25 protein-coding genes, 1 tRNA gene and 1 pseudogene are annotated in these 26159 nt (G+C 65.9%); 10 read left to right on the top strand and 17 right to left on the bottom strand.

The features are described from left to right. Positions 1 to 217: 217 nt before the first annotated feature. Both AC5RVY_RS00705 and ychF read right to left on the bottom strand, forming a co-directional pair. Positions 218 to 1996 (bottom strand): ABC transporter family substrate-binding protein, encoded by a 1779-nt coding sequence (locus AC5RVY_RS00705; protein WP_493952805.1) that lies wholly within the window; start codon positions 1994 to 1996, stop codon positions 218 to 220. A 147-nt stretch (positions 1997 to 2143) separates the two neighbouring features. Continuing rightward, complete coding sequence (ychF, locus tag AC5RVY_RS00710; RefSeq protein WP_493952806.1) at positions 2144 to 3229, bottom strand: redox-regulated ATPase YchF; 1086 nt, start codon at positions 3227 to 3229, stop codon at positions 2144 to 2146. Between the two features lie 100 nt (positions 3230 to 3329). Here ychF and AC5RVY_RS00715 point away from each other — a divergent pair, with 100 nt between their 5' ends. Continuing rightward, entirely contained in the window at positions 3330 to 4556 is a 1227-nt protein-coding gene (locus tag AC5RVY_RS00715; RefSeq protein WP_493952807.1) for a DNA recombination protein RmuC, read from the top strand. A 71-nt stretch (positions 4557 to 4627) separates the two neighbouring features. On the opposite strand, the gene AC5RVY_RS00720 is transcribed toward AC5RVY_RS00715, so the two are convergent. Beyond that, positions 4628 to 5707 carry a 4-hydroxy-3-methylbut-2-enyl diphosphate reductase gene (locus AC5RVY_RS00720; protein ID WP_493952808.1) on the bottom strand — a complete coding sequence of 360 codons (1080 nt, stop codon included), beginning with the start codon at positions 5705 to 5707 and terminating at the stop codon, positions 4628 to 4630. A gap of 9 nt (positions 5708 to 5716) precedes the next feature. Then, positions 5717 to 6571 (bottom strand): hypothetical protein, encoded by an 855-nt coding sequence (locus AC5RVY_RS00725; protein ID WP_493952809.1) that lies wholly within the window; start codon positions 6569 to 6571, stop codon positions 5717 to 5719. 163 nt (positions 6572 to 6734) lie between these two features. On the opposite strand from AC5RVY_RS00725, the gene xseA reads away from it, so the two are divergent. After that, entirely contained in the window at positions 6735 to 8087 is a 1353-nt protein-coding gene (gene xseA / locus AC5RVY_RS00730) for an exodeoxyribonuclease VII large subunit (RefSeq protein WP_493952810.1), read from the top strand. After that, a complete protein-coding gene (locus tag AC5RVY_RS00735; RefSeq protein WP_493952811.1) occupies positions 8084 to 8302 on the top strand; it encodes an exodeoxyribonuclease VII small subunit in 219 nt (72 codons plus the stop codon). The genes xseA and AC5RVY_RS00735 overlap by 4 nt, the downstream gene beginning before the upstream one ends. 9 nt (positions 8303 to 8311) lie before the next feature. Here AC5RVY_RS00735 and AC5RVY_RS00740 read toward each other — a convergent pair whose 3' ends face one another. The 6 genes from AC5RVY_RS00740 to AC5RVY_RS00765 all read right to left on the bottom strand — a co-directional run bounded on the left by AC5RVY_RS00740 (position 8312) and on the right by AC5RVY_RS00765 (position 14111). Then, the gene (locus tag AC5RVY_RS00740) at positions 8312 to 9166 is read right to left on the bottom strand and encodes a polyphosphate kinase 2 family protein (protein ID WP_493952812.1); all 855 of its coding nucleotides are present in this window, start codon (positions 9164 to 9166) and stop codon (positions 8312 to 8314) included. Between the two features lie 51 nt (positions 9167 to 9217). After that, positions 9218 to 10438 (bottom strand): pyridoxal phosphate-dependent aminotransferase, encoded by a 1221-nt coding sequence (locus AC5RVY_RS00745; protein ID WP_493952813.1) that lies wholly within the window; start codon positions 10436 to 10438, stop codon positions 9218 to 9220. Between the two features lie 142 nt (positions 10439 to 10580). Next, a complete protein-coding gene (locus tag AC5RVY_RS00750; RefSeq protein ID WP_493952814.1) occupies positions 10581 to 11546 on the bottom strand; it encodes an ABC transporter substrate-binding protein in 966 nt (321 codons plus the stop codon). After that, positions 11543 to 12289, bottom strand: a complete 747-nt coding sequence (locus AC5RVY_RS00755; RefSeq protein WP_493952815.1) for an ABC transporter permease — start codon at positions 12287 to 12289, stop codon at positions 11543 to 11545. Before AC5RVY_RS00755 ends, AC5RVY_RS00750 begins: the two co-directional genes overlap by 4 nt. Next, positions 12286 to 13014, bottom strand: a complete 729-nt coding sequence (locus AC5RVY_RS00760) for an ABC transporter permease (RefSeq protein ID WP_493952816.1) — start codon at positions 13012 to 13014, stop codon at positions 12286 to 12288. Before AC5RVY_RS00760 ends, AC5RVY_RS00755 begins: the two co-directional genes overlap by 4 nt. Then, entirely contained in the window at positions 13014 to 14111 is a 1098-nt protein-coding gene (locus AC5RVY_RS00765; protein ID WP_493952817.1) for an ABC transporter ATP-binding protein, read from the bottom strand. The genes AC5RVY_RS00760 and AC5RVY_RS00765 overlap by 1 nt, the downstream gene beginning before the upstream one ends. A 244-nt stretch (positions 14112 to 14355) precedes the next feature. On the opposite strand from AC5RVY_RS00765, the gene AC5RVY_RS00770 reads away from it, so the two are divergent. Continuing rightward, a complete protein-coding gene (locus AC5RVY_RS00770) occupies positions 14356 to 15369 on the top strand; it encodes a pirin family protein (RefSeq protein ID WP_493952818.1) in 1014 nt (337 codons plus the stop codon). Between the two features lie 4 nt (positions 15370 to 15373). On the opposite strand, the gene AC5RVY_RS00775 is transcribed toward AC5RVY_RS00770, so the two are convergent. Continuing rightward, on the bottom strand, positions 15374 to 16321 hold the full coding sequence (locus AC5RVY_RS00775) for an N-acetylglucosamine kinase (protein WP_493952819.1): 948 nt from the start codon (positions 16319 to 16321) through the stop codon (positions 15374 to 15376). 9 nt (positions 16322 to 16330) lie between these two features. Then, on the bottom strand, positions 16331 to 17326 hold the full coding sequence (locus AC5RVY_RS00780) for a LysR family transcriptional regulator (RefSeq protein WP_493952820.1): 996 nt from the start codon (positions 17324 to 17326) through the stop codon (positions 16331 to 16333). A gap of 111 nt (positions 17327 to 17437) precedes the next feature. On the opposite strand from AC5RVY_RS00780, the gene AC5RVY_RS00785 reads away from it, so the two are divergent. Both AC5RVY_RS00785 and AC5RVY_RS00790 read left to right on the top strand, forming a co-directional pair. Beyond that, on the top strand, positions 17438 to 18700 hold the full coding sequence (locus AC5RVY_RS00785; RefSeq protein ID WP_493952821.1) for an MFS transporter: 1263 nt from the start codon (positions 17438 to 17440) through the stop codon (positions 18698 to 18700). A gap of 51 nt (positions 18701 to 18751) precedes the next feature. Then, complete coding sequence (locus tag AC5RVY_RS00790) at positions 18752 to 19255, top strand: Lrp/AsnC family transcriptional regulator (RefSeq protein WP_493952822.1); 504 nt, start codon at positions 18752 to 18754, stop codon at positions 19253 to 19255. Between the two features lie 5 nt (positions 19256 to 19260). On the opposite strand, the pseudogene AC5RVY_RS00795 reads toward AC5RVY_RS00790, so the two are convergent. Then, a pseudogene (locus AC5RVY_RS00795) lies at positions 19261 to 20501 on the bottom strand (MFS transporter). Positions 20502 to 20651: 150 nt separating this feature from the next. On the opposite strand from AC5RVY_RS00795, the gene AC5RVY_RS00800 reads away from it, so the two are divergent. Together AC5RVY_RS00800 and corA are read left to right on the top strand one after the other, a co-directional pair. After that, positions 20652 to 21203, top strand: a complete 552-nt coding sequence (locus AC5RVY_RS00800; RefSeq protein ID WP_493952823.1) for an Lrp/AsnC family transcriptional regulator — start codon at positions 20652 to 20654, stop codon at positions 21201 to 21203. A gap of 10 nt (positions 21204 to 21213) precedes the next feature. Beyond that, on the top strand, positions 21214 to 22209 hold the full coding sequence (corA, locus tag AC5RVY_RS00805) for a magnesium/cobalt transporter CorA (RefSeq protein ID WP_493952824.1): 996 nt from the start codon (positions 21214 to 21216) through the stop codon (positions 22207 to 22209). Between the two features lie 19 nt (positions 22210 to 22228). Here the strand turns inward: corA and AC5RVY_RS00810 are convergent. From AC5RVY_RS00810 to galU, 4 genes are all read right to left on the bottom strand, one after another. Beyond that, positions 22229 to 22301, bottom strand: a tRNA-Ala gene (locus tag AC5RVY_RS00810). 121 nt (positions 22302 to 22422) lie between these two features. Further along, a complete protein-coding gene (locus AC5RVY_RS00815; RefSeq protein ID WP_493953673.1) occupies positions 22423 to 23316 on the bottom strand; it encodes a hypothetical protein in 894 nt (297 codons plus the stop codon). A 104-nt stretch (positions 23317 to 23420) separates the two neighbouring features. Further along, positions 23421 to 24041 carry a GNAT family N-acetyltransferase gene (locus AC5RVY_RS00820; protein ID WP_493952825.1) on the bottom strand — a complete coding sequence of 207 codons (621 nt, stop codon included), beginning with the start codon at positions 24039 to 24041 and terminating at the stop codon, positions 23421 to 23423. 4 nt (positions 24042 to 24045) lie between these two features. Next, entirely contained in the window at positions 24046 to 24951 is a 906-nt protein-coding gene (gene galU, locus AC5RVY_RS00825; protein WP_493952826.1) for a UTP--glucose-1-phosphate uridylyltransferase GalU, read from the bottom strand. A gap of 104 nt (positions 24952 to 25055) precedes the next feature. On the opposite strand from galU, the gene AC5RVY_RS00830 reads away from it, so the two are divergent. Both AC5RVY_RS00830 and AC5RVY_RS00835 read left to right on the top strand, forming a co-directional pair. Then, positions 25056 to 25676, top strand: a complete 621-nt coding sequence (locus AC5RVY_RS00830; protein ID WP_493952827.1) for a 5-formyltetrahydrofolate cyclo-ligase — start codon at positions 25056 to 25058, stop codon at positions 25674 to 25676. Positions 25677 to 25797: 121 nt separating this feature from the next. Beyond that, positions 25798 to 26076, top strand: a complete 279-nt coding sequence (locus AC5RVY_RS00835; protein WP_493952828.1) for an FmdB family zinc ribbon protein — start codon at positions 25798 to 25800, stop codon at positions 26074 to 26076. The last annotated feature ends 83 nt before the right edge of the window (positions 26077 to 26159 follow it).

The following is a 26159-nucleotide window of genomic DNA, read 5'->3' on the forward strand; positions in this document are numbered from 1 at the left end:
CGCAGGCGGGCCCCAGCGAGAAACTGTGACGCAACCTACATATACGAGTAGCCTAACTGCACGAAGTCCAGATACTGGTACTCCGTTGCCAAACCGTGACCGGGCTGGTTCTGCTGCTTAGCCGGTAAACGGAAGTTGTGCAAGTCACATGCTACTCGCCGGTAGGCTTATCGGCGAATCGAAAGAGTGATGCCTGTCACCGCAGGGGCGGAAGCGTTTACTGGGGTGCTTGGGCGAGGCGCCAGTCCCAGACGTTCCACCACACGCCCAGGGGTCCGGGGCTTGGTTTGACACCCGCGACGCGCGAGCTGAAGGCCGTGGTGCCGACGGTCTGGTACAGCGGAAGGCCGTACGCGTTCTCCCAGACTTTCTTGTCGATTTCTGCCAGCAGTTCGTCCTGCTTTGCCAGGTCGGTGGTGCCGGCAAGCTGTTCCATCACCTTGTCCGCATCCCCGTCGGAAAATCCGTTGAAGTTGCTGCCCGCACCGGTGCGGAAGATCTGCGGAACACGGCTGACACCCACGCCGGTACCGATCCAGCCGAGCAGTGCCGCGTCATAGCCGCCGCTTCCCAGGGCCTTGGCCCAGTCGGCGTTGCCTTGGCCGCCGTCGGTCACCTGGAATCCGGCCAGCGCAGCAGAATCGCGGATCAGGGCGAAAGCCTTGGCCCGGTTGGGGTTGTCGCGGTTGTACAGGATGCGGATGGTAGGCGTTTCACCGTCAAGGAGCGCTTTCGCTCCGTCGATGTCCACCTTTGCATAATCCCCCGAGCCGTTGCCCTTCACCGTGTCCTCGTATTTGGGCTGTCCCGGCAGGAACACGTGCGAATTGAGTGGTGTGGCGTCCGGAAGCAGGCCGCCCACGACGGCGTCGACAATGGCTTGGCGTGGCACTGTCTTGAGGAATGCCTTCCGGACGTCCTCGTCCGCAAAGGGTCCGGAAAAGTTCAGGTCAAGGTGGTCATACCCGGATTGGCTGTAGCGGTCCACGGTGTTGCCCTGCTCGGCCAGGCCGGCGAAGAGGCTGTCCGTTTCCGTGGAGGGCTGAGGCGAAATAATATCGGCTTGCCCGTTCCGCAGCGCATCCACAGCTGCAGGCAAAGCGCCGGTGAACCGCACATTGATCTCGTCCAGCCACGGCTCCTGGCCCCAGGTGTAGTCCCGGTTGCGGACGAGCTTCATGGAGGATTCCGGGACGATGTCCCGGACGATGTAGGGCCCGCTGGAGAGGTAGACCGCAGGGTCCTCAGGCAGGGATTTGGTGTCGAACCCTGAATTCCAAAAATCGCTGACCCGCTTCAGGGCGGTATTCACCACGGGCTTCTCGACGTCTCCGCGGGGTGAGTCCTTAATCAGGTCGATGAGGTCTTCTTCATCGTTCAGGCCGCTTTTCGCGGCCACCACGTGGGCTGGCAGCCCGACGTCGAACGCCACCTCCCAGTCTGCATACGGCACGGCGTACTCAAGGGTGATGGAGCGCCTGTCCTCCCCGATCTCGGGGAGCACGGTTCCTGCCAGTCCGCTGGTGTCGGAGGCGGTGGAGAAATACGTGGTTCCTGTTCCCGCCATGGGATCGGCATCGTTGAAGTAGCCTGAACCCGCGGCCCAGCTCAACAGGAGGTCGCCGGCGTCGATCGCATCGCCGTCGGACCACTTCACGCCCTCGTTGACGGTGTATTTCACCTTCAACGGATTGTCGGAGACCTTCTCGAAGCGCCCGAACTTTTCGTTCCGCACCACTTTGGACGCATTGTCCAGGTAATAGAACCCCGAGTGGGTGATGGCCCCGATCTTGGAGTTGATATCAGTGTTGCCGTCGGAGCTGTAGGGATTGAACGAGGAGAACGCGTTGACTTCGGCCACGGTCACGCTGCCGCCGCGCTTGGCCTCCCCCACCACAACAGGCACCGTACCGCCGCCACCGCCGGAGCAGCCCGAAAGCACCAGGGCAACAGCTGCCGCCGCGGTGATGAACTGCATCAGACGCCTGACCGGCATGCCGCCTCCTTGTTTTGCTCTGCCCGGGCGGTCCAGCCGGAAGTCGCCGGGGGAACTCTCCTATAGTCAGGATAAGGTCCCCGGCGAACCCATCAGAAGTTGAAGCGAACGTACCGTAGGTTCCCGTGACCTAACGTCGCGAGACGCTCAGACGTTGAAGCGGAATTCGACCACGTCGCCGTCGGCCATGACGTATTCCTTGCCTTCGATCCTTACTTTGCCCCGCGACTTGGCCTCTGCCATGGAGCCCGCTTCGACGAGGTCGTGGAAAGACACCACTTCGGCTTTGATAAACCCGCGCTGGAAATCGCTGTGGATGACGCCCGCTGCCTGGGGAGCCGTGTCGCCGCGGTGGATAGTCCAGGCACGGGCTTCCTTGGGGCCGGCCGTGAGGTAGGTCTGCAGTCCCAGGGTGTGGAAGCCAACCCGGGCGAGCTGGTCCAGCCCGGATTCGTCCTGGCCGTTCATCTCCAGCATTTCGCGGGCTTCCTCCTCGTCCAGTTCCACGAGGTCGGCCTCGAGCTTGGCGTCGAGGAAGATGCAGTCGGCCGGGGCTACCAGGGCACGCAGTTCGTCCTGTTTCTCCGGGCTGCCGAGGATTCCTTCATCGGAGTTGAAGACGTAGATGAACGGCTTGGCCGTCAGGAGGCTGAGCTCCTTGAGGTGCTCCATGTCGAGTTTGTCGCTCTTGATGGAGGAGAAGATGGTGTCGCCGCGCTCGAGCACTTTCTGGGCGGCCAGGATGGCGTTCAGCTCAGCGGCCTCGCGCTTTTTGATCTTGACTTCTTTTTCGATCCGCGGGATGGCTTTTTCGATGGTCTGCAGGTCCGCGAGGATCAGCTCCGTGTTGATGGTCTCCATGTCCGACCGCGGGTCCACCTTGCCGTCAACGTGGATCACGTCGGGGTCGTCGAAGACGCGCACCACCTGGGCGATCGCTTCCGCTTCCCGGATATTGGCCAGAAACTGGTTGCCCAGGCCTTCGCCCTCGCTGGCGCCCTTGACGATGCCGGCAATGTCCACGAAGGACACGGCTGCCGGCAGGAGGCGCTGGGAGCCGAAGAGTTCGGCGAGCTGCTTGAGCCGCGGGTCCGGCAGGCTGACAACGCCTACGTTGGGCTCAATGGTGGCGAACGGGTAGTTCGCTGCCAGCACCTGGTTGCGGGTCAGTGCGTTGAAGAGGGTTGATTTGCCGACGTTGGGCAGTCCGACGATGCCAATAGTAAGAGCCACGAGCATTGATTCTACCCGCACAGGGCATCATGCCGGTTCCCCGGGCGGGCGGGAAATGTCGCTTCGGCAAAATGTCAGAGCCGCGTGCGACAGTGGGCACATGGATGCTTTTGCGTTGATTCTGGCTTTGTTCATGCTGTTGTTGGGGGCCTTTGCGGGCGCTGCAGCCACCTACTTCGCCCTGCGGAAAAGCAGCCGCGCGGTGGAAGAGGACTTCGACGCCGTCTCGTCGCGGCTTTCGGAAGTCAGTGCACAGTTCGCGGCGGCCGACGCCGAACGGCGGCTTTTGGCGGCGCAGAACAGGGAGCTGGGCGAAACGCGCTCCCAGGATGGCAGCGTGCTCCGTGCCCTTGCGCCGGTGGCGGAGAAACTGACTGCCGTGCAGCAGCAGGTGGCACTGCTGGAGCGGGACAGGCTGGAACAGTACGGCCAGCTGGCCCAGCAGCTGCAGGAAGCCCGCCTCTCGGACCAGCAGCTGATCCGGTCCACCCACGCCCTGGAGTCTGCGCTGCGGTCCAACAGCGCCCGCGGCCAGTGGGGCGAGGTCCAGCTGCGGCGCGTGGTGGAGGCATCCGGGATGCTGCGCCACGTGGACTTCATCGAACAGGCCCACAGCGCCGGCAACGAATCGTCGGTGCGCCCCGACCTGGTGGTCCAGCTCCCTGGCGAAAAGCAGCTGGTGGTCGACGCCAAGGTCCCGCTGTCCTCCTACCTGGAGGCCCAGGAGCTCGGGAGCCACGCGTCCCGGACCAGCCCGTCCGCCCCTGTTTCCAGCGCTGATCACCGGTCGCAGCAATCCCTCCTGGCGGCGCATGCGAAGGCTCTGCGGGCCCACGTGGACGCGCTGAGCAACAAGAAGTACTGGGATATCCCGGGCAACTCGCCGGAACTGGTGATCTGCTTTATCCCGGCGGAGTCGATCCTCGCGGCGGCACTGACCGCCGACCCCGAACTGCTGGACCATGCCCTGTCCCGCAACGTGGTCCTGGCCTCCCCCAGCACCCTGCTGGCCGTGCTGAAGTCCGTTGCCTTCACCTGGCGCCAGGACGTCCTGACGGACAGTGCCCGCGAACTGTTCGATCTCGCCCGGCAACTCTACGACCGGATGGGTACGTTGGGCGAGAATGTGAGCAAGCTGGGGTCATCGCTCAAAACGTCGGTGGACCGCTACAACTCGATGGTGGGCACGCTGGAAGCCCGTGTCCTCCCCACTGCGCGCAAGCTGAACAGCCTGGAGGAATCCGGCCTGATCACACCTCCGGTGGTGGAAGTGACGCCACGGGCCGTGGCCGCCCCGGAGCTGCAAAGCGAGGATGAGGCCGCCTGACGCGCGCGATGAGGAGCGGCTAAAAACGGGCCCGGCAGTGATAACTGCCGGGCCCGTCTTCTTGGGGATTACTAGCTGCGGGGCTTGCGGCCGCCCAGGGCACGGCTGACGTCGCCGGCCTGCTTCAGGGTTGCCCGGAGCTCCTTGGGCAGTGAGAAGAGGAGGTCCTCTTCGGCCGTGACCACTTCTTCCACGTGGCCGTAGCCGTAATCGGCGAGCAGCCGCAGCACGTCCTGCACCAGTACTTCGGGAACGGACGCCCCGGAGGTGACGCCCACGGTTGCAACGCCCTCAAACCAGGATTCATCCACCTCATTGGCGAAATCGACGCGGTAGGAGGCCTTGGCCCCGTATTCGAGGGCTACCTCAACAAGGCGCACGGAGTTGGACGAGTTGGCTGAGCCCACCACGATCACCAGGTCCGCCTGCGGCGAGATCTTTTTGATGGCCACCTGCCGGTTGGTAGTGGCGTAGCAGATGTCGTCGCTGGGGGGATCCTGCAGGGTGGGGAACCGTTCCTTCAGCAGCCGGACGGTCTCCATGGTTTCGTCAACGCTGAGGGTTGTCTGCGAAAGCCAGATGACCTTCTCCGGATCGCGGACCTGCACCTTGTCCACTTCATGCGGGCCATTGATGATCTGGATGTGCTCCGGAGCTTCGCCGGAGGTCCCTTCGACTTCCTCGTGGCCGTCGTGGCCGATCAGCAGGATATCGAAATCGTCCTTGGCGAAGCGGACGGCTTCCTTGTGGACTTTTGTCACCAGCGGGCAGGTGGCATCGATGGTGCGCAGGCCACGGTCTTCAGCGGACTGGACCACGGCGGGCGATACGCCGTGGGCCGAAAAAATCACCAGGGCGCCCTCGGGCACTTCATCCGTTTCCTCGACGAAGATGGCGCCCTTTTCCTCCAGGGAGCTCACCACATGGACGTTGTGCACAATCTGCTTGCGTACATACACCGGAGGACCGTAGTGCTCCAGGGCCTTCTCGACGGCGATGACGGCGCGGTCCACGCCGGCGCAGTATCCGCGCGGAGCAGCCAGCAGCACCTTCTTGGTTCCGGATACGGGGGCTGCAGCAGCCACTTCCTCAGGAGCGCGGCGCCTACGCGGAATGGTGGGCATCGAAAGGGAAACAGCTGAGGGGGTCATGACTCCATGCTACCGGGTTGCCCGCGCCCGCTTTCGCGGTATGAACCCGGCCACAATGCCCGCCAGCAGCAGCACTCCGCCCGTAATTGCCGAGGCCACGGTCCAGCCTTGGAAGTCGGCGGCAGCAGCGGCAACGAACTCGTTCCTGAACATGTTGGCCACCTCGTTTCCGCTGTCCGCAGCCAGCGCGGCGGTCGAGGCCAGCTGCGAGCCGAAAGCCCAGGCCGCGGCCAGCACGAGGGCCCCGACTCCTGCAGCCACCAGCACCGTCCACCGACGCCGTGCCGCCACCAGGGCCAGAAGCAGGGCCACCACCGCTCCCCCGGCCAGCAGGTAGCCGGCGGGCGCGTAGGTGCTCAACCGCTCGGTCCATTCCTTCTGCTGGGGCTGTCCCACGTTGATCAGGGTCTGGTCCGGCGGATCGATGGGAAGCCGGGTGGTGCGTGAGAGTTCTTCGGCGCCCAGGGCCACCAGCGGTGCGACGTCCAGGGTGAGGGATGAGGCGGACGAGGCCCCGCCGGCTGCGGACTCCTCCCCGGTGGCGAAGCTGAGGCGGTGGCTCCTGCGCAGCGTTTCTTCCCAGGCTGCCGGGTAACCGGGCAGGGCGGTCAGTTTTGCTGCGGCGTCCTCCAGCGCAGGCCGGAGCAGATCGGCCAGGAATCCGGGAACAGCACTGGTGTCGATTGTTCCGACGGCCGCGGCGGCGAGGCCCTGCTGGAACTCGGAGTTCGTTCCCAGCGGGGCAGCCAGTTCCACAAAGCCCTGCTCCTGGACAATATTCCGGTCAAGCCAGATGGCAGGAACCGCCACCGCGGCAAGCAGTATGGCCAGCAGGGTGGCGACGGCGGAAACAAAAGTGCGCACAACAGATCCTTCGGGGTCGACGGCGGTCAACCCATCCTAGGCGGGCACGCTGGCCGGAGACTGTCAGTCCCGGATGGTAGAGCTTATGGATATGGTTGAATGACCGCCGCACAACAGACGAAGGACCGCATGCCCTCAGCTCCAGCCCCGCAAGGGAGCCAGTATGTCTGAACAGGCCTCGCTTCCGGTCCCCGGCCAGCAACTGGCTGCGCCCTCCACACTTCCGGCCACCGCAGCGGAAACCAGTCCGGACAACCCCTGGCCGCTTCAGTTGCTGTCGCAGAAACTGAAAGCCCACATCGACCGGACGCCGTCGGCGTGGGTGGAAGGGCAGGTCATTGAACTGAACCGGCGCGGAAGCAACGCGTATCTCACCCTGAGGGATGTGGATGCCGAGGTGTCCCTGCCCGCTTCCGTCTGGACCAAGGTGCTGGAGCGCCAAAACCTGCCGCTGGAACGCGGGTCCCGGGTGGTTGCCCTGCTCAAGCCTGAGTTCTGGCTTAAGACCGGCCGGCTGAACATGCTGGTCCGGGATATCCGGCCGGTGGGCCTGGGTGACCTCCTGGCCCGGATCGAGCGGCTCCGCCAGGCGCTCTCGGCCGAGGGTCTTTTCGCCGACTCCCGCAAGAAGCCGCTCCCCCTGCTGCCGCACCGCATCGGCCTGATCACCGGCCGGGACTCCGATGCGAAAAAGGACATCCTCCGCAATGCCGCCCTGCGCTGGCCTGCTGTCGAGTTCGAGATCCGGGAGGTGGCCGTCCAGGGGAACACCGCGGTGGCCCAGGTGGTCCGGGCGCTGCGGGACCTGGATGCCCTCCCCGAGGTGGACGTTATTGTCATCGCGCGCGGCGGTGGGGCCCTTGAAGACCTCCTGCCGTTCAACAGCGAGGAACTGGTGCGGGCCGTAGCTGCCGCGGCCACTCCCGTGGTGAGCGCCATCGGCCATGAGGCGGACCGGCCCCTGCTCGACGACGTCGCTGACCTTCGCGCGTCCACCCCCACCGACGCCGCCAAGCGGATCGTGCCGGAAGTATCCGAGGAGCTGGCCGGCGTGCGCCAGGCCAGGGAACAGTTGCGCCGCTGCATGGAGCGCCTGGTGGACAGGGAAGCGGACCGCCTGGCGTCACTTCACTCGCGGCCGGTACTGGCGGCGCCTGAGGGCCTGGTGACCATCCGCTCCGAAGAAATTGAACGCCTGCTCCGCAGGTCCTCTGCAGCGGTGAGTTCCACCGTGGTCCGTGCCGCCGACCAGTTGGAGCACCTGAAAGCCCAGGTCCGCGCCCTGTCACCGCAGAAGACACTCGACCGGGGCTACGCCGTCGTCGAACTTGCCGGTCCCCAGGCAGCAAGGCGCAGCAGCGCAGGGCACGCCGTGGTCCGCCGCCCGGCGGAAGCGCCCGCAGGAACGCCCCTTTCCGTCCGCGTGGCCGAAGGCCGCTTCGGGGCCACCTCCAACGGCACTCATGAGCCCGTGCACACACTTGAACAGCAACCGGAAACCGGAGAACCCGCATGAGTGAGCCAACGCCAGGAAACGACGTCGCAGCGCTGAGCTATGAGGAAGCCCGCGAGCAGCTCATAGCCGTGGTGGGCCGGCTGGAAGCAGGAGGCGCCAGCCTTGAGGAATCCCTGGCTCTCTGGGAACGGGGCGAGGCGCTGGCCGCCCGCTGCGAGGAATGGCTGGAAGGCGCCAGGAAACGGCTGGCGGCCGCACGCGACCAGCCGCTGTAGGCTCCCGATTCAGGACCGGGCAACCAGCTCCCGCTCCGTATCGACGTCGAACTCAGCCTTGGGCCAGGCAAGGTTCAGGCCGGACAACGCTCCCAGCAGCAGTTGCTGGACGGCTATGCGGGCATACCACTTCTTGTTGGCCGGGACGACGTGCCACGGGGCCACCGGCGTGCTTGTTTCGTCGATGGCCGCCTGGTAGGCATTCATGTAGTCCTCCCAGAACGCGCGCTCATCGAGGTCGCCGCGGTTGTACTTCCAGTGTTTGGCCGGGTTGTCCAGCCTGGCCAGCAGCCGGGCCTTCTGTTCCTCGCCGCTGATGTACAGCATCACCTTGACCACTGTGGTGCCCGACTCCGTAAGCCGGGCTTCAAACTCGTTGATGGCTACATAGCGGCGCTTGATCTCATCCGGGGTGGCCCAACCGTGAACCCAGTGGATCAGCACGTCCTCGTAGTGGGAACGGTCGAAAACACCCACCATGCCGGCTGCCGGCACTTCCTTCTCGATCCGCCACAGGAAGTCGTAGGACTTCTCCTCATCCGTGGGGGCTTTGAATGCCTTGAACTGCACACCCTGCGGGTCCATGGCAGCCATGACGTGGTTGACGATGCCGCCCTTGCCCGCGGTGTCCATGGCCTGCAGGATCAGCAGGATCCGCTTGCGGCCGCCGAAACGTGACTCGGCGAACAGCTTCTCCTGCAGCTCGGCCAGTTCGTCGTCCAGATCAGCCAGGAGGGCCTTACCGTCCTGCTTGCCGCCGGTGTAGCCCGGGGTTGAGTCGGGATCCACGTCCGCCAGGGAAAATCCCTCCCCGGCCCGGAGGGTTTCGGAGGGGTTTTGATCGAAATGGACGACGCTGGCCATGGGATTCCTTTCCGCGAAGTGTCCCGGGCCCTAAGCGCCCGTGACCACAGGCTAGTTCCCCTGGTACCTGCTTAGGAAGTCCCCCATGCGCCCCACCGCTTCTTCGATTTCCTTGACGTTGGGCAGCGTGACCATGCGGAAGTGGTCCGGCCGTACCCAGTTGAAGGCGCGCCCGTGGGACACCAGGATCTTTTGCTCACGCAGGAGGTCCAGGACGAACTTTTCGTCGTCGCGGATGTGGTAGACCTCAGGGTCCAGCCGGGGAAAGAGGTACAGGGCGCCCTTTGCCTGCTGGGTGCTGACGCCGGGGATGGCATTGAGCATCTCGTAGGCCTTGTTGCGCTGTTCCAGCAGGCGGCCCCCGGGGAGGATCAGGTCGTTGATGCTCTGATAGCCGCCAAGTGCCGTTTGGATGGCGTGCTGGGCCGGGACATTGGCGCAAAGCCGCATGTTCGCGAGGAGGCTGATGCCTTCCAGGTAGTCGGCTGCTTCCTTTTTCGGACCGGAAATCGCCATCCAGCCGGCCCGGTAGCCGCACACCCGGTACGCCTTGGACAGTCCGCTGAAGGTCAGGCAGAGGACGTGGTCGCCCGTGTGTTTGGCCAGGTTCTCGTGGACTGCGTCCTCGTAGAGGATCTTTTCGTAGATCTCGTCGGCGAAAATGACCAGTCCGTGCTTCTCAGCCAGTGCCACGATCTTCTTCAGCGTCTGTTCGGGGTACACCGCGCCGGTGGGGTTGTTCGGGTTGATCACCACGATTCCCTTGGTCCGCGGCGTGATCTTGGCTTCCATGTCATCAAGGTCGGGCTGCCAGCCGGAGTCTTCGTCGCAGAGGTAATGTACGGGTTTTCCGCTGGCCAGCGCCACGGAGGCGGTCCAGAGCGGGTAATCAGGGGTGGGGATCAGGACTTCGTCGCCGTCGTTCAGCAGGGCCATCAGGGACATGGTGATGAGCTCGCTGACGCCGTTGCCCAGGTAGATGTCGTCCACATGGATGTTCTGGATCCCGCGGGTCTGGTAGTACTGCGACACAGCAGTCCGGGCCGAGAAGATGCCGCGGGAGTCACTGTAGCCCTGGGCATGCGGCAGGTGGCGGATCATGTCCACCAGGATGGCGTCCGGCGCTTCGAATCCAAACGGCGCCGGGTTTCCGATGTTCAGTTTGAGGATGCGGTGCCCCTCTGCCTCCATCTGCTGGGCGGCCTGAAGAATCGGTCCACGGATGTCGTAAAGGACGTTGTGAAGCTTTGTGGACTGCTTGAATTCTGCCATCCATCAAATATGCCACAGTGAGGATGTGTTGCCGTTGAGACGTCAGCCACACGGCGGTGCGGCCTTTTAAGCAGTACGACGACGGCTGCCGGACTTCCACAAGTCCGGCAGCCGCCGTCGTACGGGCACAGCAGGGCAGCTGCTACTTAACGATGCCCTTGTCCTTGAGCCAGGCCGCGGCAGCTTCCTTGGCCCCCTGTTTCTGGCTGCCGCTGACAGCACGGTTGAGGTTGATCAGGTCCTCGGTGGTGAGGATCCGGGACACGGAGTTGAGCGCTTCCTTGGCCTTGTCCGTCATCTTGGCCTTGTTGTACAGCGGGATGACCTGCTGGGCGATGAAGTTGTTCTTCGGATCCTCCAGGACCACGAGGTCGTTGTCCGCAATGGACGGCGTGGTGGTGTAGATGTCCGCCACCTGCACCTGGTCCTCCAGCAGGGCCTTGAGCGTCACCGGACCGCCGCCGTCGCTGAAGGGCTCCAGCTTCTTGGGCTCGCAGTTGTAGTTCTTCTTCAGCCCGGGCAGCCCGTAGGCGCGCTCGGCGAACGTGGCCGGGGCGCCCACCACGATCTCGCTGCAGACCTTCGCGAGGTCCTCGATGGATTTCAGCTGGTATTTCTCGGCGGTCGCCTTGGTGACCACCATGGCGTCCTTGTCTTCGGCCTTGGCCGCGTCCAGGACCGCCAGGCCATCGGGCAGCTTACCCGGGAGGGCCTTGGCGATATCGTCCGCCGATATCTCGGTGGCTTCCTTGTCCACGTGCAGCAGCAGGTTGCCGGTGTAGTCCGGAACCACATCCACCGATCCGTCCTGGACAGCCTTGAAGTACACCTCGCGGGAACCGATGTTCGGCTTGGTAGTGGCGGTGACACCGGCGGCGTTCAGTGCCCCGGCGTACAGTTCGGCGATGATCTGGCTCTCGGGGAAATCTGCGGAACCGACCACCAGCGAGGTTGCGCCCCCGGAAGCGGTACCGCTGCTGGCGGGCGCGTTGCTCAGCGGATCGGACGAGCCGCCACCGCAGGCGGAGAGCACCACGGCGAGGCCAACTCCGGCAGCCAAGCCACCGAATGTCCGCCTGCCGAGGCCTTGTGGTCGGCTTTCTTTCATGATTTACCTCCTTGTGCCACAGACTCCGCAAGGACGGGGTCTGTGCGGTCGACCGTGGCCTGCTGGCCGCGGTGGGATTGCTTCGAGGGCCCTGGGGTCAGGAACAGCCTCTGGAAAAGGGACAGGGCAAGGTCGACGGCGATGGCCAGCACTGCGATGAGCAGCGACCCTCCCAGCATCCGCGGGAAGTCGCTGAGGACGAGCCCGTCGAACAGGTACCTGCCCAGGCCGCCCAGATTGATGTACGCCACCACGGAGACAGTGGCGATCACCTGCAGGACACCGGTGCGGAAACCACCGAACATCACCGTCAGCGCGTTGGGCAGTTCTGCCCGGAACAGGACCTGCAGTTCCGTCATTCCCATGGCGCGGGCTGCGTCCACCACGTTGCGGTCCACGCTGGAAATCCCGGCATAGGTGCCCGCCAGCAGGGGCGGCACGGTGAGGATGACCAGCGCCCAGATGGGCGGCATCAGCCCGATTCCGGCCAGCAGGACAAACAGCGTCAGCAAGCCAAGTGTGGGCAGCGCACGCAGGGCACCGGCGATGGCCACGACCGCCACCCTGCCCTTTCCGGTGTGCCCCACATACAGGCCTGCCGGGACGGCAATGGCGGAAGCGATCAGCATCACGAGTCCGGTGTATTGCAGGTGTTCGGTCAGTCGGGCGGGAATGCCGGCACTGCCGGTCCAGTGCAGGGGATCGGCCAGCCACACGAAGGTATCGGTGAAGACGTTGCTCACGCTGCTCCTCCCCCGGTCTTTGGCTCAGCCAACCGCAGCGCTGCCTCGGCAGCCTCAGCCGGGTCAGTCGTCCACCGCTGCCGGCTGCCCCGCCCGGCCCGTTCCCACGGGGTCAGGATCCGCTCCAGCAGGACCAGGATGGCGTCCATCAGGAGGGCAAGGACCAGGATGGCGACGATGCCCACCACCACTTCGGTCACAAAGTCCCGCTGCAGGCCGTCGGTGAAGAGCATGCCCAGGTTACCGACGCCCAGCAGGGCTGCCACGCTGACCAGCGAGATGTTGCTGACGGACACCACCCGAAGTCCGGCGAACATTACGGGCAGGGACAGGGGCAGGTCGACTTTCAGGAACCGGGACAGGGGCTTGTAGCCCATGGCGACGGCGGCCTGGCTGACGTCCTTGTCCACTGAGTCGAAGGCATCCAGGGCAGCCCGGACAAGCAGGGCCACCGCGTAAATGGTCAAGGCCACCACCACATTGAGCGGATCCAGGATCCGGGTGCCGAGGATGGTGGGCAGGATGATGAACAGTGCCAGCGAGGGGATGGTGTAGAGCAGCGAGGAGGCCGTGAGCACCACCGACCGGAGTACCGGGTGGCGCCGTGCCAGCTGGGCCAGCGGGATGGAGATCACCAGGCCCAGGACCATGGGGACCAGGGCCAGCACCAGATGCTGGCCGGCCCGTTCCAGGACCATGCCGGTGTTGGCCAGGAACCAGTCCATCAGAGCGCTGCCTGCCGGACCTGGCGCGCCTCTTCGATAAGGGCCAGGACTTCCCCGCCCCTGACGACGCCGAGCACCCTGCCTTCGGAATCCACGGCAACACCGAGGCCCGACGGCGAGGACAACGCCGCGTCCAGTGCCCGGCGCAGGCTCTCCCCCGGGCGGAAGAGGGACCCGCCGGGGATGATTCCCGTGCCGGTTCCCGGGCCGGTCCAGCCCAGCGGCCGTCCTGCCTCATCCACCACAAGCTGCCAGCCCGAGCCCGGGCCGGGATCAAAGGCGCCGCTGGCTTCGCGGACCAGGGTTGGCACCTGGTGGAGGGCCACGCCGTCGGACGGTGTGAATCCCAGGTGCCGGAAGCCCCGGTCCCGCCCCACGAAGGAGGCGACGAAATCGTTTGCCGGCGCGCGCAGGATCTCCTCGGGGGTGGCGTACTGCGCGAGCTTCCCGCCGGTGGCGAAAACGGCAACCTTGTCGCCCAGGACGGTGGCCTCATCGATGTCGTGGGTGACAAAAACGATGGTCTTGGCCAGGTCCTTCTGCAGCCGCAGGAGCTCCTGCTGCAGTTCGTCGCGGACCACGGGGTCCACTGCGCTAAAGGGTTCGTCCATCAGCAGGACCGGCGGGTCCGCGGCCAGGGCGCGGGCAACGCCCACGCGCTGCTGCTGGCCGCCCGAGAGCTGCGAGGGGTAGCGCTTGCCCAGTGCGCTGGCCAGGCCAACAACGTCGAGCAGTTCCTCCGCACGCTTGCGGGCTTCGGCCTTCGATACTCCATTGAGCCTGGGCACTGTGGCGATGTTGTCCAGCACCGAGCGGTGCGGCAGGAGGCCGGAAGACTGCATGACGTATCCCATGGAGCGGCGCAGCTGCGGCGCCGGTACGGCGGTGACGTCCTCGCCGCCGACTGTGATGACGCCGGACGTAGGCTCCACCATCCGGTTGATCATGCGCAGCGAGGTAGTTTTTCCGCAGCCGGAGGGTCCCACAAACACGGTGATGGAGCCCTTGCTGATGGACATGGTCAGCTGGTCCACGGCCGGTTGCCCGCCCTGGTACTGCTTGGTGACGCTCTGGAACTCGATCATGGCCTGGTCCATGGTGCGGACTTACCTGTTCTGTTGGACGGCTTCGGAAAGCACCGGAAATTTGTCACAGCACGCTGATAGTTACGGTAACCCAAACCGGGCCGGGCAACACCTGCATCACCCCCCATTTCGGGCAAAGGAATCCACACTGTGACCATTCGGAGCCGCGGCGCCGGTGGATGGGCCTACGCTCGGCGGCGCAGGTGTCCGGCTGCAAGGCGTACCGCGGGGAACCAACCCGGCCTACAGTGGGGAGGTGACCAATTTGGAAGTATCCCCCCAGCAGGAAGTCTGCCCGCCGGCGAGCCCGGAAGGCAGTTCGGGCCCGTGCCTGCAGTTGTGGCCGGAGCGGGAAGTGCCATTGGGCGGCGTGCGGGCCATGAACGTGAAGCGGACACTGCCGCAGCGCGGGTTGCCCACCATTGGGGCCTGGTGCTTCCTGGACAGCTTCGGCCCCGACCGCACCGCCATGTCCGTGCTCCCGCATCCGCATATCGGACTCCAGACCGTCACCTGGCCGCTGGCCGGGACGATTCGCCACCGGGACAGCGTGGGCTCCGACGTTGTTGTCCGTCCCGGCGAGCTGAACATCATGACGGCCGGGCATGGGGTCTCCCATTCCGAGTTCGCCGTGCTCCCTGCCGATGGCGTCCTGCCGCTGCAGCGCGGGCTCCAGCTGTGGGTGGCCCTGCCGAACGGGCAACGGCACCGGCAGCCGGCCTTCGAGCAGCACCGCGACCTTCCAGCGTTAACCGGCGAGGGCTTTACCGCCACCGTGATGGTGGGGGAACTGGGCGGGGTGGTTTCCCCGGCCACGATGTACTCGCCCATCGTCGGGGCAGAGGTCTCCTGCGCCGGCAGCGCCCTAATTCCCCTGAATGAGCATTTTGAGCATGGCATCCTGGTGCTCGACGGCGGCCTGGCGGTAGACGGGCAGGAGATCCCGCCGGGACCGCTGGGCTACTTGGGCATCGGCCGCCGGGAGCTGCAGGTTGAGGCCTCGCCGGGCACCCGGTTCCTGCTGATCGGCGGCGAGCCCCTTCAGGAGGAGCTGCTGATGTGGTGGAATTTCGTGGGCCGCACTCACGAGGAAGTGGAGCAGGCCCGGGACGACTGGGAAGCCCAGGCCGCCATGCCCGCTGCGAAGGCCGCGGCAGCCCGGTACGGGCTGGTCTTGGGCCACGGCCCTGACGCCGGCGCCGAGGCGGGCCGGATTCCCGCTCCCCCGCTGCCCGCCGTGCGGCTTACCCCGCGCAAGAGGGCCGTGTAGGCACTCAGGCCTGTTCGGCCAGCAGCTGCAGCACGCCGAACACCGGATCCTGGTCCAGGACCCGCACGTCTGTCACCCCGCCGTCGGCCAGGGACCGGCGGAAAGCGTCCTGCAGGGGCGCCACGTTCATGCCCAGTCCGCCGCCCAGGATCACCGGGCCCGGGATGCCCAGCTGCCGCAGTACCTGCAGTGCCAGCGCGGCGAGGTCCTTGCCTGCCTGCTCCAGGCATTCCTGGCTTGCTTCATGGCCGGCCGCTGCCGCTTCCACCACGTGCCGGGCCTGCTGCGCCCAGAAGCGGCGGCCGGTGTCCGGGGAATGGAACAAGGCAATCAGCCGGTTCGGGTGCTCCGCTCCGCAGGACTGCAGCAGGGCGGCGGTGAGCTGGTCCACCGGGAGGCCCTGGTTCATCCGCCGCAGGCTGTGCCGCACCGCCTCGCGCCCCAGCCAGTAACCGCTGCCTTCATCCCCCAGAAGGTAACCCCAGCCGCCTGCCCTGGCCTCACCGCCGCCGGCATTCCTGCCCCACGCCGCCGACCCCGTGCCGGCAATCACGGCCACACCGGTGGTGGCGTGGCCGGCAGCCAGCAGCAGCCGTGAATCGTGCACCACTGTGATCTGCGCACCGGGGACGTGCGGTTCAATCAGCGCAGCGAGGGCGGCAGCGTCCTCCTCGGTGTCGATGCCGCCGGACCCGGCGTAAACATGGGAAACACCAGCGCCGCCAATCCGCGCAAACAAACTCGCAAGGTTGCGGGCGGCCTCGTCGCGGGTAACGTTCTGCACGTTCGAGCTGCCCGCAGATTCATCCGCCACCGGGATGCCGTCTTCGAACCGGATACCGTGCGTCTTGGTCCCGCCGATATCCAGGCCGATGACCACCCCGCGCGGGGCGCTGAAGGGCGGGGCCAAAGGATCGGCGGGCAGGGCGTTGGAGTTTTCGGTGTTCGTCACGTCACAACATTACTGGTCGCTGCCGCCATGCACCCGGGACCGCCGTTGGACCAGCCCGGCCAGCAGGCCGGGCCCCTCCGTGAGGACCAGTTCGCGGAACAGCCTGACGCCAAGGGGTTCCAGCCCAGGATTCCGCTGGCGCCAGCTCAGGCCCACGTCGCGGTAGGCCCGGGGCGAGTCCAGTGGTACTTCCACCCAGCCCAGGTTGCCGGTATCGGCGCTGACGCACCGTCCGGGAGCATCCCCGCCCGGAGGCAGGATGCTCACCCCAAGTCCGGCCGAAACCAGGCCCCGTACTGTATGCGTGTCCTGGCTTTCGAAAGCGATCCGCGGCCGGTAGCCGGCTTCGCGGAACATTGCGTCGGTGAGGGACCGCATACCGTACCCGGGACCCAGTGCCACGAACGGCTCCGAACGGATGTCCGCCAACGAAGCCAGCGCGCGCCCTGCGAGCGCGTGCGTGTGGTGGACCACCAGGCGCAGCGGCTCACGGTACAGCAGGGCAGACATCAGGTTCCGCCCTTCGGCAGCGACAGGTGCGGTCAGTGCCAGGTCTGATTCACCGGCCGCGAGCTGGGCCAGGCAGGTATCACGCGCTCCCTGGGTCAATGTGAAAACCGCTTCGGGGTGCCGGCTGCGGAAAGCGCCGATGAGCAGCGGAAGCGTGGACTCACCGAACGTGTGCTGGAAGGACACCGGGATGCGGCCCCGGACAACGTCCGAATCGTTGCGGACAAGATCCAGCCCGGCCTGGAACTCCGCCAGAGCCCGCTCGATGTAGGGCAACAGGGAGCGGGCGGCCGGGGTGAGGCGCACTCCCCTTCCGTCCCTGACCAGCAGTTCAGTCCCGACGACGGCGCTGGCCCGCGACAACGCCCGGCTCACCGTCGACTGGGGTACCCCCAGGAGTTCGGCCGTGCCGGTGACATGTTGCGTCCGGCCCAGCTCGGACAGCAACGGCAGGAGCGGAAGAAGCTGCACCAGCTGCTTATGGTCGGGCTCCATCAGGGCCTCCTGGCTGCGGTCTCAACAAGGAGAGATTGTTCCGGATTTGCTATGAGTCTTGCATAAAAGATGCATTGGAGGCTTCAGTCCGGCCGGGGCTACGCTTGCCGGATGCAGCGCAGTGTCCCCCGCCCCGGTCCCCACGCTTCCGACGCCGGCTGGGACGGGCATGCCAAAGGGTCCAGGGCGTATGGCCGGATCATCCTCGGCCTCGCCTTCGCCGGCGTAGCGACCTTTGCCCAGCTGTACTCAACCCAGGCTGTCCTGCCGATCCTGGCCTCGGACCTGGACATCACCGCTGCCGAGGCCGCGCTCACCATCTCGCTGGCCACTGTGGGCCTGGCGGTCACTGTGATCCCCTGGTCCTTCCTGGCGGACCGGATAGGAAGGGTCAAGGCCATGGCCTGGGGTATCACGGTGGCCACGGTCCTGGGCCTGCTGGTGCCCCTGTCCACCAGCTTCCCCCTGCTCCTGGGCCTGAGGCTCCTCGAGGGCATGGCCCTTGGCGGCATCCCTGCCATCGCCATTGCCTACCTGAACGAAGAGGTCACCAAAGCCCATGCCGCGCTCGCCGCAGGAAGCTACGTTGCCGGCACCACGCTGGGCGGTCTGGCCGGGCGGCTCGTTGCCGGGCCCGCCGGGGAACTGTGGGGATGGCGCGCCGCTGCGCTGTCGGTCTCCGTCCTCGCCACCCTTGCCGCCGTCGCTTTCCTGGTGCTTGTTCCCCGGGCCCGGGGGTTTACGGCCGCCAAGGCGCCAGGACTGCGCGGGGCCGCCCGAACCCTCGGCGGCCATGTGCGCAACATCCGACTGCTCGCGCTGTACGTCCAGGCTTTCCTGATGATGGGCGGGTTTGTGGCCGTATACAACTACCTGGGGTTCCGGCTGTCCTGCGATCCCTTCGGGCTGCCGGCCAGCGTAGTCAGCCTGATGTTCCTGGCGTACCTGTCCGGGACCTTCACCTCCCGCTGGGCGGCGGGGCTCACCATGCGCTTCGGGCGCCGCAAGGTGCTGCTCGCCGGGCTTGCGTTGGCGACGGCGGGGCTCGCCCTCACGCTGACGGCGTCGCTGCCGCTGATCCTGGCGGGGCTGGTGGTCTTCACGGGCGGCTTCTTTGCGTCACACAGCATCGGCGCGGGCTGGACGGGGGCCATTGCGAGCACGGGCCGGGCCCAGGCGGCCTCGCTCTACAACCTCGCCTATTATCTCGGGTCCAGCATTATTGGCTGGGCGGGAGGCCTGCTCTTCCAGTCCCTTGGCTGGAACGCCCTGGCGGCCGCCGTCATGATCCTTGCCTGCCTCACCGCGGCGACCGTCGCCGTCGTCCATCCAGAGGAAGCAGTCCATTCACGGGCAAGAAGCGCAGCCGCCTGAACGACGCCCCGGGGCGTCTAGGATGAACGCAGGAACACTGTGAGGAGCGCCGTGAGCACGAATGCCAGGAACGTCAGGCCGGGGATGCATCTGGAGCCCCTGGATGCCATCGACGAGCGCCTGCTGGCGGCCCTGGTGGAGGACGCACGCATCTCCAACAAGCAGCTCGCTGAACTGGTGGGCATCGCTCCGTCCACTGCCCTCATGCGGACCCGCGCGCTTTCGGAGCGGGGCATCGTGCAGGGTTATGAGGCCAAGCTGAACCTTTCGTCGATCGGCAGGTCCGTGCAGGCCCTGGTCGCCGTGCGGCTTCGGGCCCACGACCGGGACCAGATCGACCGCTTCACGGCCCGTGTTCCGCACCTGCCGGCGGTGCTCTCCACGTTCCATACGTCAGGCTCCGTGGACTACTTGCTGCACATCGCCGTGGCCACAACGGAGGATCTGCGGGACTGGGTGCTGGACAACCTGGCCACTGACCCCGTGGTGGGGCACACGGAAACCACGCTGGTGTTCGAACATATCCAAGGCAACCACGGGCCGCTGCCGGAGTAGCCCGGCTAATCCTGGCTTCGCGCTGCCGGACGCAGCGTAAGGGCCGCGAGGATGAAGGCTGCTGAACCGCACAGCACCACGAAACCTGTAACGGACTGTTCGAGGCCGAATACCCCGGAAGCCCAGCCGAGCCCCAGCACCGGGACCGCGCTGCCCAGGTAGGTGATGACGTACAGCGAGCTGATGGTCTGGGCCTGCCGGGCGGGCTCCACGCGTCCGGCCACGTCATTAAAAACAGTGCGGAAAGCGAGCCCCTGTCCCACACCTGCTGCAAAGCTCGCCGCGACCAGCAGTGCGGCGCTGTTCCAGGCCCCCGCCGCGCCGAGCAGGAGGACTGAAGCGCCCAGGACCGCCAGGCCGCCAGGCACCACGAAACGGCCGCGGGCTGTGACCAGCTGCGTGAGCGCCGAAGCGGCCAGGGTGAGGCAGGCCAGCAGGCCCACCAGTGGGCGGCTCTCCACGGCAAGGATGCGGGCGAAGTAGCCGGGCGCCAGCGAGAGGCAGAAACCGAAGACCGCAAAGCTGAGGAAGCCGACGCCGGAAGCGAGCCAGAATGCCCCCCGCGCGTCCCGCGTCACGGAAGGACGGCGCGGCGCCAGCAGCTGCAGGGGCCTGGGTCCCGCCGGAGGCTGGATGGCCGGGCGGGCCCGCAGCGTGTACAGCGGGACCAGGAGCGCAGCGAGCACCGCGGAATGGACATAGTACGGCGCCGACGTGGCACCGGGAAGGAGGGACAGCAGCCCGCCGATGACCGGGCCTGCCGCCACTCCCCCGGCTGATGCCAGCAGTGTAAAGCGGGAGGCCCATTCCGGCCGTGCGGGGAGCAACTCACGCAGGGCTGCGGCGCTGGCGCCGGTGGCGAGGGCCACCGCAGCTCCTTGCAGTGCACGTGCTGCGCACAGCGCGGCCAGGGTGTGTGCCCCGGCGAACAGCCAGCCGCCTGCAAGGCCGGCAACAACGGCCAGGATGAGGGCGGCCCTGCGTCCGATGTGGTCGGACCAGTGGCCCGCCAGCATAAGCACGGCCACCAGCGCCAGGACGTACGTTGTGAAGGCCGCCGTCACCTCCAGCGGGGAAAGCCCCAGCTGGACCTGCAGCAGGGGATACAGCGGTGTGGCCAGGTTGGCGCCCACCAGGAGCGTGAAAATGACGGCGCCGGCCAGCACCAGGCGTGCGGTGGTGGATGCGTCCCACCCCGCGGTGGTGGCCTGGCCGGACGCATGCGAAGCTCGCTGAAGACCGTCATTTGTGCCGCCTTTGCTGCTTCCGCGGCAGGTGGTCCTTGTGGGAGCCCGGCGCGGATGGATACTGGTAGCTCTAGGGTGGGTCATGATTGCTCTATCGAGCGGCTGTGACCGTAAGAATCGAGCACGATCATCAAAATACTGCTGCGCTCATGACGGAAAGTGATCATTTGAACAATCTGGACGCCACTGACCTGAAAATCCTCCTGGAGCTCATCAGGGATCCCCGGATCCAAATTGGCGACCTCAGCGATTCCCTCGGCGTTGCCCGGAACACCGCCCAGTCACGGGTGCGGCGCCTGCTCCGGGCAGGGGTACTCCGGGCCGGCGGCCGGGAGGTGGACCTCGAGGCCGTGGGGTACGACGTCGTGGCGTTTGTGACCATCGAAGTTTCCCACCGCGAACTGGACGGGGTGGTGGCTGCCCTGCGGCTGATTCCGCAGGTGCTGGAAGTGCACGAAATTTCGGGCCGCGGCGATGTCTGGTGCCGGGTGGTCGCCACTGATACCCATAACCTCCAGGCTGCCCTGCGCCAGGTGCTCAGGATCAAGGGCGTGATCCGGACAGAAACCGTACTGGCGCTGCACACGCATATCCCCTACCGGACCGAACCATTGATCAGCGGCCTGGCCAAGGCGTCCGCGGCCGGCCAACACGTTCTACCCAAGGCTCCCCGGGCCGGCGGCGCAGCGGCTGAGGGCTAGGATTTCCAGAATGACCATTATCGACAACGCCGTTTATGTCAACGGTGTCCGGCACGCTGAACCTGACAGCCTGGAACAGACCTTTGAGACACTGGCGGAGCACGGGGGAATGGCCTGGATCGGCCTGTACCGCCCTACCGCCGAAGAGATGTCGGCGGTGGCTGCGGAATTCGGCCTGCATGAGCTCGCGGTGGAGGACGCTATCTCAGCACACCAGCGCCCCAAGCTCGAACGCTACAAAGACAACCTCTTCACGGTCCTGCGGCCTGCCCGGTACCTGGATGCCACGGAAACGGTGGAATTCGGGGAGCTGCACATTTTTACGGGCAAGAACTTCGTGGTCACCGTCCGGCACGCGGAGACGGCGGGAGTGGCACGGGTACGGCAGCGGCTGGAGGGCAGGCCCGACCTGCTGCGGCACGGGCCCGAGGCCGTCCTGTATGCCTTGCTGGACCGGGTGGTGGATGACTACGCCCCGGTGGTCGCGGGGCTTGAAAACGACATCGACGAAATCGAGGACCAGCTTTTCAGCGGGGACACCGCGGTATCGCGGCGGATCTATGAACTCGCCCGCGAGGTCATCCAGTTCCAGCGCGCCATCCACCCGTTGCCGGACATGATGCACCAGCTCAAGCGGGGTTTCGAAAAGTACGATGTGGAAACCGAGCTGCGGCACAACCTGCGCGACGTGGAGGACCACGTGGAGCGGGTCATCTCCCGGGCAGACTCCTTCCGCGACCTGCTGCAGAACGCCCTGACGCTGGACGGCACGCTCACCGCAAACCGGCAGAACGAGGCAAGCGCAGAACAGAACGAGCAGGTGAAGAAGATCTCCTCCTGGGCCGCGATCTTCTTCGCGCCGTCTTTCGTGGCCGGGGTGTACGGCATGAACTTTGACCACATGCCCGAACTCCACTGGGCCCTGGGCTACCCCATGGCGATCGTTTTGATGGCAGCCACGGCCGCGGCGATGTACGCAATCTTCAAGAAGAAGGGCTGGCTGTAGGCCCGGGTGGAGGAACCTGTGGAGCTAAGGGGATTCGAACCCCTGACCTCTTCGATGCGAACGAAGCGCTCTACCAACTGAGCTATAACCCCGGAACGAGCCGCCCTGCAGCTGCTGGTGCGGCACCGGTGACCTTAGGCTACAAATTTTCCGCGCCCAATGCCAACTGGCACGCAAAAGGCGGCCGGAATGCCCGGCCGCCTCTGCAAAGAATCACGCGCGGCGGCGCTGCAGTACGTCGTCGAGATTGCTGAGCGCGCTCTGCGCCTTGGTGAGCGGCTGCGCTTCGGCGGCCGGTACGGCGGGGACGCCGGCGGCGCCCTGCTTCAGCGACGGCTTGCCGGTGGCCTTGGGCGCCTCGGGCAGTTCAAGGGGTTCGGGGGCGGGACGTTCCGCCTTTGCCGCCTCCACATAGACCGGCTTGGGAACCTCCACTGGCTCCCACGTGGTTCCCGGCGCGGTCTTCACGGCGCTGGTGTCGCCGGCGGCTACCGCAACGGCAAGTGCCGCCTCACGAAGTTCCACCGCCGTCAGGGGTTTAATCTTTGGACGGTCAGCCTCGGCGTCGAACAGGGGGCTTTCGGGCCGCACAGGCGCAGCCTCGGGCTTCGGCGGAACGTGCGTGGCCGCGGGCTTTGTGGCAGGGGCAGACATCGCGGAGCGGAAAGCGGCGTTAACCTTGGCTTTGCGGTCCCGGACGGCAAGGCTCCTGAGCAGCACCACTGCTGCAACGGTCAGGGCGGTGCACGCCAACGGGAGGGCAGGGCTGCCCAGCCCAAAGGCCAGCAGCACAACGGAAACGAACGCTGTCAGCAGGGATAGAAGCCCTACTGCGGCAATGGCGGTGCGGCCGTACCGGATCCTGAACTGGCCCGTTGTGGCGGTGCTGCCTGACGCCACAGCGGATCCGGCGCTCTTCCTGGTGTCCATTACTTTCTCCTGCTGGGCGGCGACCTTAAAAACCATTCCGGCTCGCGGGTCCGGCACGTCCTCGGCAGGGGTGTCTGCCAGGAAGTCGCCGGCGGCCTGGAACTGGTGCCGGCGGTTCCGGAGGACGTAAGGGGCAACCCATACAATCCAGAGCACAACGGCAACCACAAGGATCACTGAGCTGCTAAGGGGGAAGTCCACACTCAAAACCGTATGAGCAACAGCACGGCTGCAGCCGCATTAGCCACGGTGTGTCGTGGCGCCGTTGCAAATGATTGGATTTATGAAGGCCGCGATGCCAGCCAGCGTTTCAACAAGCCCCCGGGGACCTCCTCGGAGGTCAATGCGAAGGTGCGGTGGTCAGCCCACTCGCCGTTGATGTGCAGGAAGCGCGGCCGGTATCCCTCATCCCGGAACCCGAGCTTTTCCACCACCCGCAGGCTGGGCCCGTTCTCGGGGCGGATATTGATCTCCATGCGGTGCAGGCCCAGGTTCCTGAAACAGTGGTCCGTCACCAGCGCCACTGCAGTGGGCGCGATGCCCTGCCCCGCCCGCGTCTGGTCCACCCAGTACCCCAGCGTCGCCATCATGGCCGACCCCCAGACGATCGAGGAAACCGTCAACTGCCCCACGATCACCGGATTCCTGGCCGTAGGTATGCGCTCGGTGATCACGAACGGAAGGGCGGTGGACTGGGCAGCCTGGGCGTTGAGCGAACGGACCATTTGCCGGTAGTCCGGCAATCCCCCGCCAGGATCCGGATTGGAGGCCTCCCACGGCGCCAGCCATTCGCTGTTCCGGGCGCGTACTTCCATCCACTCTTTTTTGTCCCGGTATCTGATGGGCCTCAGGACAAGGTCGCCGCACTCCAGGGTAACGGGCCAGATAGGGCCGGGGCGCACAGGGCTACTTGGACAGGCCGGCAGTGAAACCGGGCAGCCATTCCCGGAGGCCGGGACCGAGGTCATCACTGTCGATGGCGAGCTGGACACAGGCTTTCAGGTAACTGAGTTTGTCGCCGGTGTCGTAACGGCGTCCCCGGAACACCACACCGTAAACACCACTCCCCTCACCTCCTGTGGATGCGAGTTCCTGCAGGGCATCGGTGAGCTGGATTTCGCCGCCGCGGCCCGGGGCGGTGCGTTCCAGCACTTCGAACACGGCGGGGTGGAGCACGTACCGGCCGATGATTGCCAAATTGGAAGGAGCTTCCTCCGGGGAGGGCTTTTCGACCAGGCGGTTGATGCGGACGTAGCCCTCGCCGTCGATTTCCTCGATGTCGGCGCAGCCGTAAGCACTGATCTGGGACTGCTCAACCTCAATGAGGGCGACGACGGAGCCGCCCGTTTTGGCCTGGGCGTCAATCATGGTGGCCAGGAGTTCGTCGCGGGCATCAATGAGGTCATCGCCCAGGAGGACGGCAAAGGCCTCGTTGCCGACGTGCTGCTTGGCACGAAGGACCGCATGGCCCAGGCCGTTCGGGTCACCCTGGCGGACGTAGTGGATGTCACCCAGGTTGCTGGCGGCCTGCACGGACGCCAGTTTTTCCGAGTCGCCTTTGCCCTCGAGAGTGGACTCCAGCGACGGAACGCGGTCGAAGTGGTCCTCCAGGGCACGCTTGTTCCGTCCCGTGATCATCAGGACGTCGTTGAGACCGACGCTAACGGCTTCCTCAACCACATACTGGATGGCAGGCTTGTCCACGACGGGGAGCATTTCCTTGGGCATGGCCTTGGTGGCGGGCAGGAACCTGGTGCCGAGTCCGGCTGCTGGTATGACGGCTTTGCGAACTCTCGGGTTACTGGTAGTCACCCGACTAATCTAACGTCAGCGTCAAGCAATCAGTAATTATTGAAGGGTGGCCCGCCGCGCGGCTAAAGCGGCCGGCCATACCGGCAAGTGATGGAGGAACGGACATGCTGCAGGACGCCAAGGCTGCCAAGGACATCATCCGCAGTGCCCACCGCCAACGACGGGCAGCGTTGACGCCCCCGCAGCTCGAGGCGGCAGGCGCTGCCCTGGCGCGGCACGGTGCGGCGTGGGCCGACACTCTGGCCGGCGGAGCGCCCGCCACGTTCTGCGTGTACTTCGGCGTGGGCGTGGAACCGCCCACGCTTCCGCTGATCAGCACCCTCCATAACAACGGTCACAGAGTCCTGCTCCCCGTGTGCGGGCCGGGCCGGGAACTGGCCTGGGTCTTCTGGGACCCTGATGCCGGCTTCGAACGGAGCCGCTTTGCGCCGATCCTGGAGCCCAGGGGTGAGCGGCACGGGCCGGACGTGGCCGCAACGGCCGCCGGCCTCTTCATCCCCGCCACCGCAGTGGATGTCACGGGCAACAGGATCGGCCAGGGCGGGGGCTACTACGACAAGTTCCTCGGCCACCTGGCCACGGCCGGGAAGAATATTCCGCTGGCCGCCGTTATTTACGACGAGGAACTGCTCCCGGCGGGGCAGATTCCCGAGGAGGAGTTCGACCGTCCCATCCCAGCCGTCCTGGCGCCGTCAGGATTCCAGGCCCTGGGAGGGCACGGCTAGTACTGTTTCCCGGCCCCGCGGAGATGATAGAATTAGCACTCAGGCCCTGCGACTGCTAACGGACGGAACCTCCGACCGGGCAGCACGGGACCTCTCGTTTTGCCCAAGAGGAGGAGCACCAGTGCCAACGTACGCGTACGCCTGCAAGGATTGCGGCCATGCCTTCGACATCGTCCAGTCGTTTTCGGACAGCACTTTGACTTCGTGCCCCGAATGCCAGGGGACGCTGCGCAAGAAGTTCAACAGCGTGGGTGTCGTCTTCAAGGGATCCGGCTTCTACCGCACCGATTCCCGGGACTCCAAGGGGAGCACCGTCTCAGCCAGCACTCCTGCCGCACCGTCCGCGCCGGCTCCGGCCGCGGCACCTGCCGCGTCCACTCCGGCCGCCGCCGCCAGCTAAGCGCCGTCCGCCAGGACCGCTCGACGCCGGCCGTCCGGTTTGTCCACATAGCGCGCCGCGCGCCTGGCGCCGGCAGTCCGGCC

Source organism: Arthrobacter sp. Ha26, assembly GCF_059091705.1.

What these genes read in the sequence shown, in the direction of transcription:
- AC5RVY_RS00705 (WP_493952805.1), bottom strand. Translation starts at nt 1,996, where the DNA reads ATGCCGGTCAGGCGTCTGATGCAGTTCATCACCGCGGCGGCAGCTGTT.
- AC5RVY_RS00715 (WP_493952807.1), top strand. Translation starts at nt 3,330, where the DNA reads ATGGATGCTTTTGCGTTGATTCTGGCTTTGTTCATGCTGTTGTTGGGG.
- AC5RVY_RS00720 (WP_493952808.1), bottom strand. Translation starts at nt 5,707, where the DNA reads ATGACCCCCTCAGCTGTTTCCCTTTCGATGCCCACCATTCCGCGTAGG.
- xseA (WP_493952810.1), top strand. Translation starts at nt 6,735, where the DNA reads ATGTCTGAACAGGCCTCGCTTCCGGTCCCCGGCCAGCAACTGGCTGCG.
- AC5RVY_RS00735 (WP_493952811.1), top strand. Translation starts at nt 8,084, where the DNA reads ATGAGTGAGCCAACGCCAGGAAACGACGTCGCAGCGCTGAGCTATGAG.
- AC5RVY_RS00740 (WP_493952812.1), bottom strand. Translation starts at nt 9,166, where the DNA reads ATGGCCAGCGTCGTCCATTTCGATCAAAACCCCTCCGAAACCCTCCGG.
- AC5RVY_RS00745 (WP_493952813.1), bottom strand. Translation starts at nt 10,438, where the DNA reads ATGGCAGAATTCAAGCAGTCCACAAAGCTTCACAACGTCCTTTACGAC.
- AC5RVY_RS00750 (WP_493952814.1), bottom strand. Translation starts at nt 11,546, where the DNA reads ATGAAAGAAAGCCGACCACAAGGCCTCGGCAGGCGGACATTCGGTGGC.
- AC5RVY_RS00760 (WP_493952816.1), bottom strand. Translation starts at nt 13,014, where the DNA reads ATGGACTGGTTCCTGGCCAACACCGGCATGGTCCTGGAACGGGCCGGC.
- AC5RVY_RS00765 (WP_493952817.1), bottom strand. Translation starts at nt 14,111, where the DNA reads ATGGACCAGGCCATGATCGAGTTCCAGAGCGTCACCAAGCAGTACCAG.
- AC5RVY_RS00780 (WP_493952820.1), bottom strand. Translation starts at nt 17,326, where the DNA reads ATGGAGCCCGACCATAAGCAGCTGGTGCAGCTTCTTCCGCTCCTGCCG.
- AC5RVY_RS00785 (WP_493952821.1), top strand. Translation starts at nt 17,438, where the DNA reads ATGCAGCGCAGTGTCCCCCGCCCCGGTCCCCACGCTTCCGACGCCGGC.
- AC5RVY_RS00800 (WP_493952823.1), top strand. Translation starts at nt 20,652, where the DNA reads ATGACGGAAAGTGATCATTTGAACAATCTGGACGCCACTGACCTGAAA.
- corA (WP_493952824.1), top strand. Translation starts at nt 21,214, where the DNA reads ATGACCATTATCGACAACGCCGTTTATGTCAACGGTGTCCGGCACGCT.
- AC5RVY_RS00830 (WP_493952827.1), top strand. Translation starts at nt 25,056, where the DNA reads ATGCTGCAGGACGCCAAGGCTGCCAAGGACATCATCCGCAGTGCCCAC.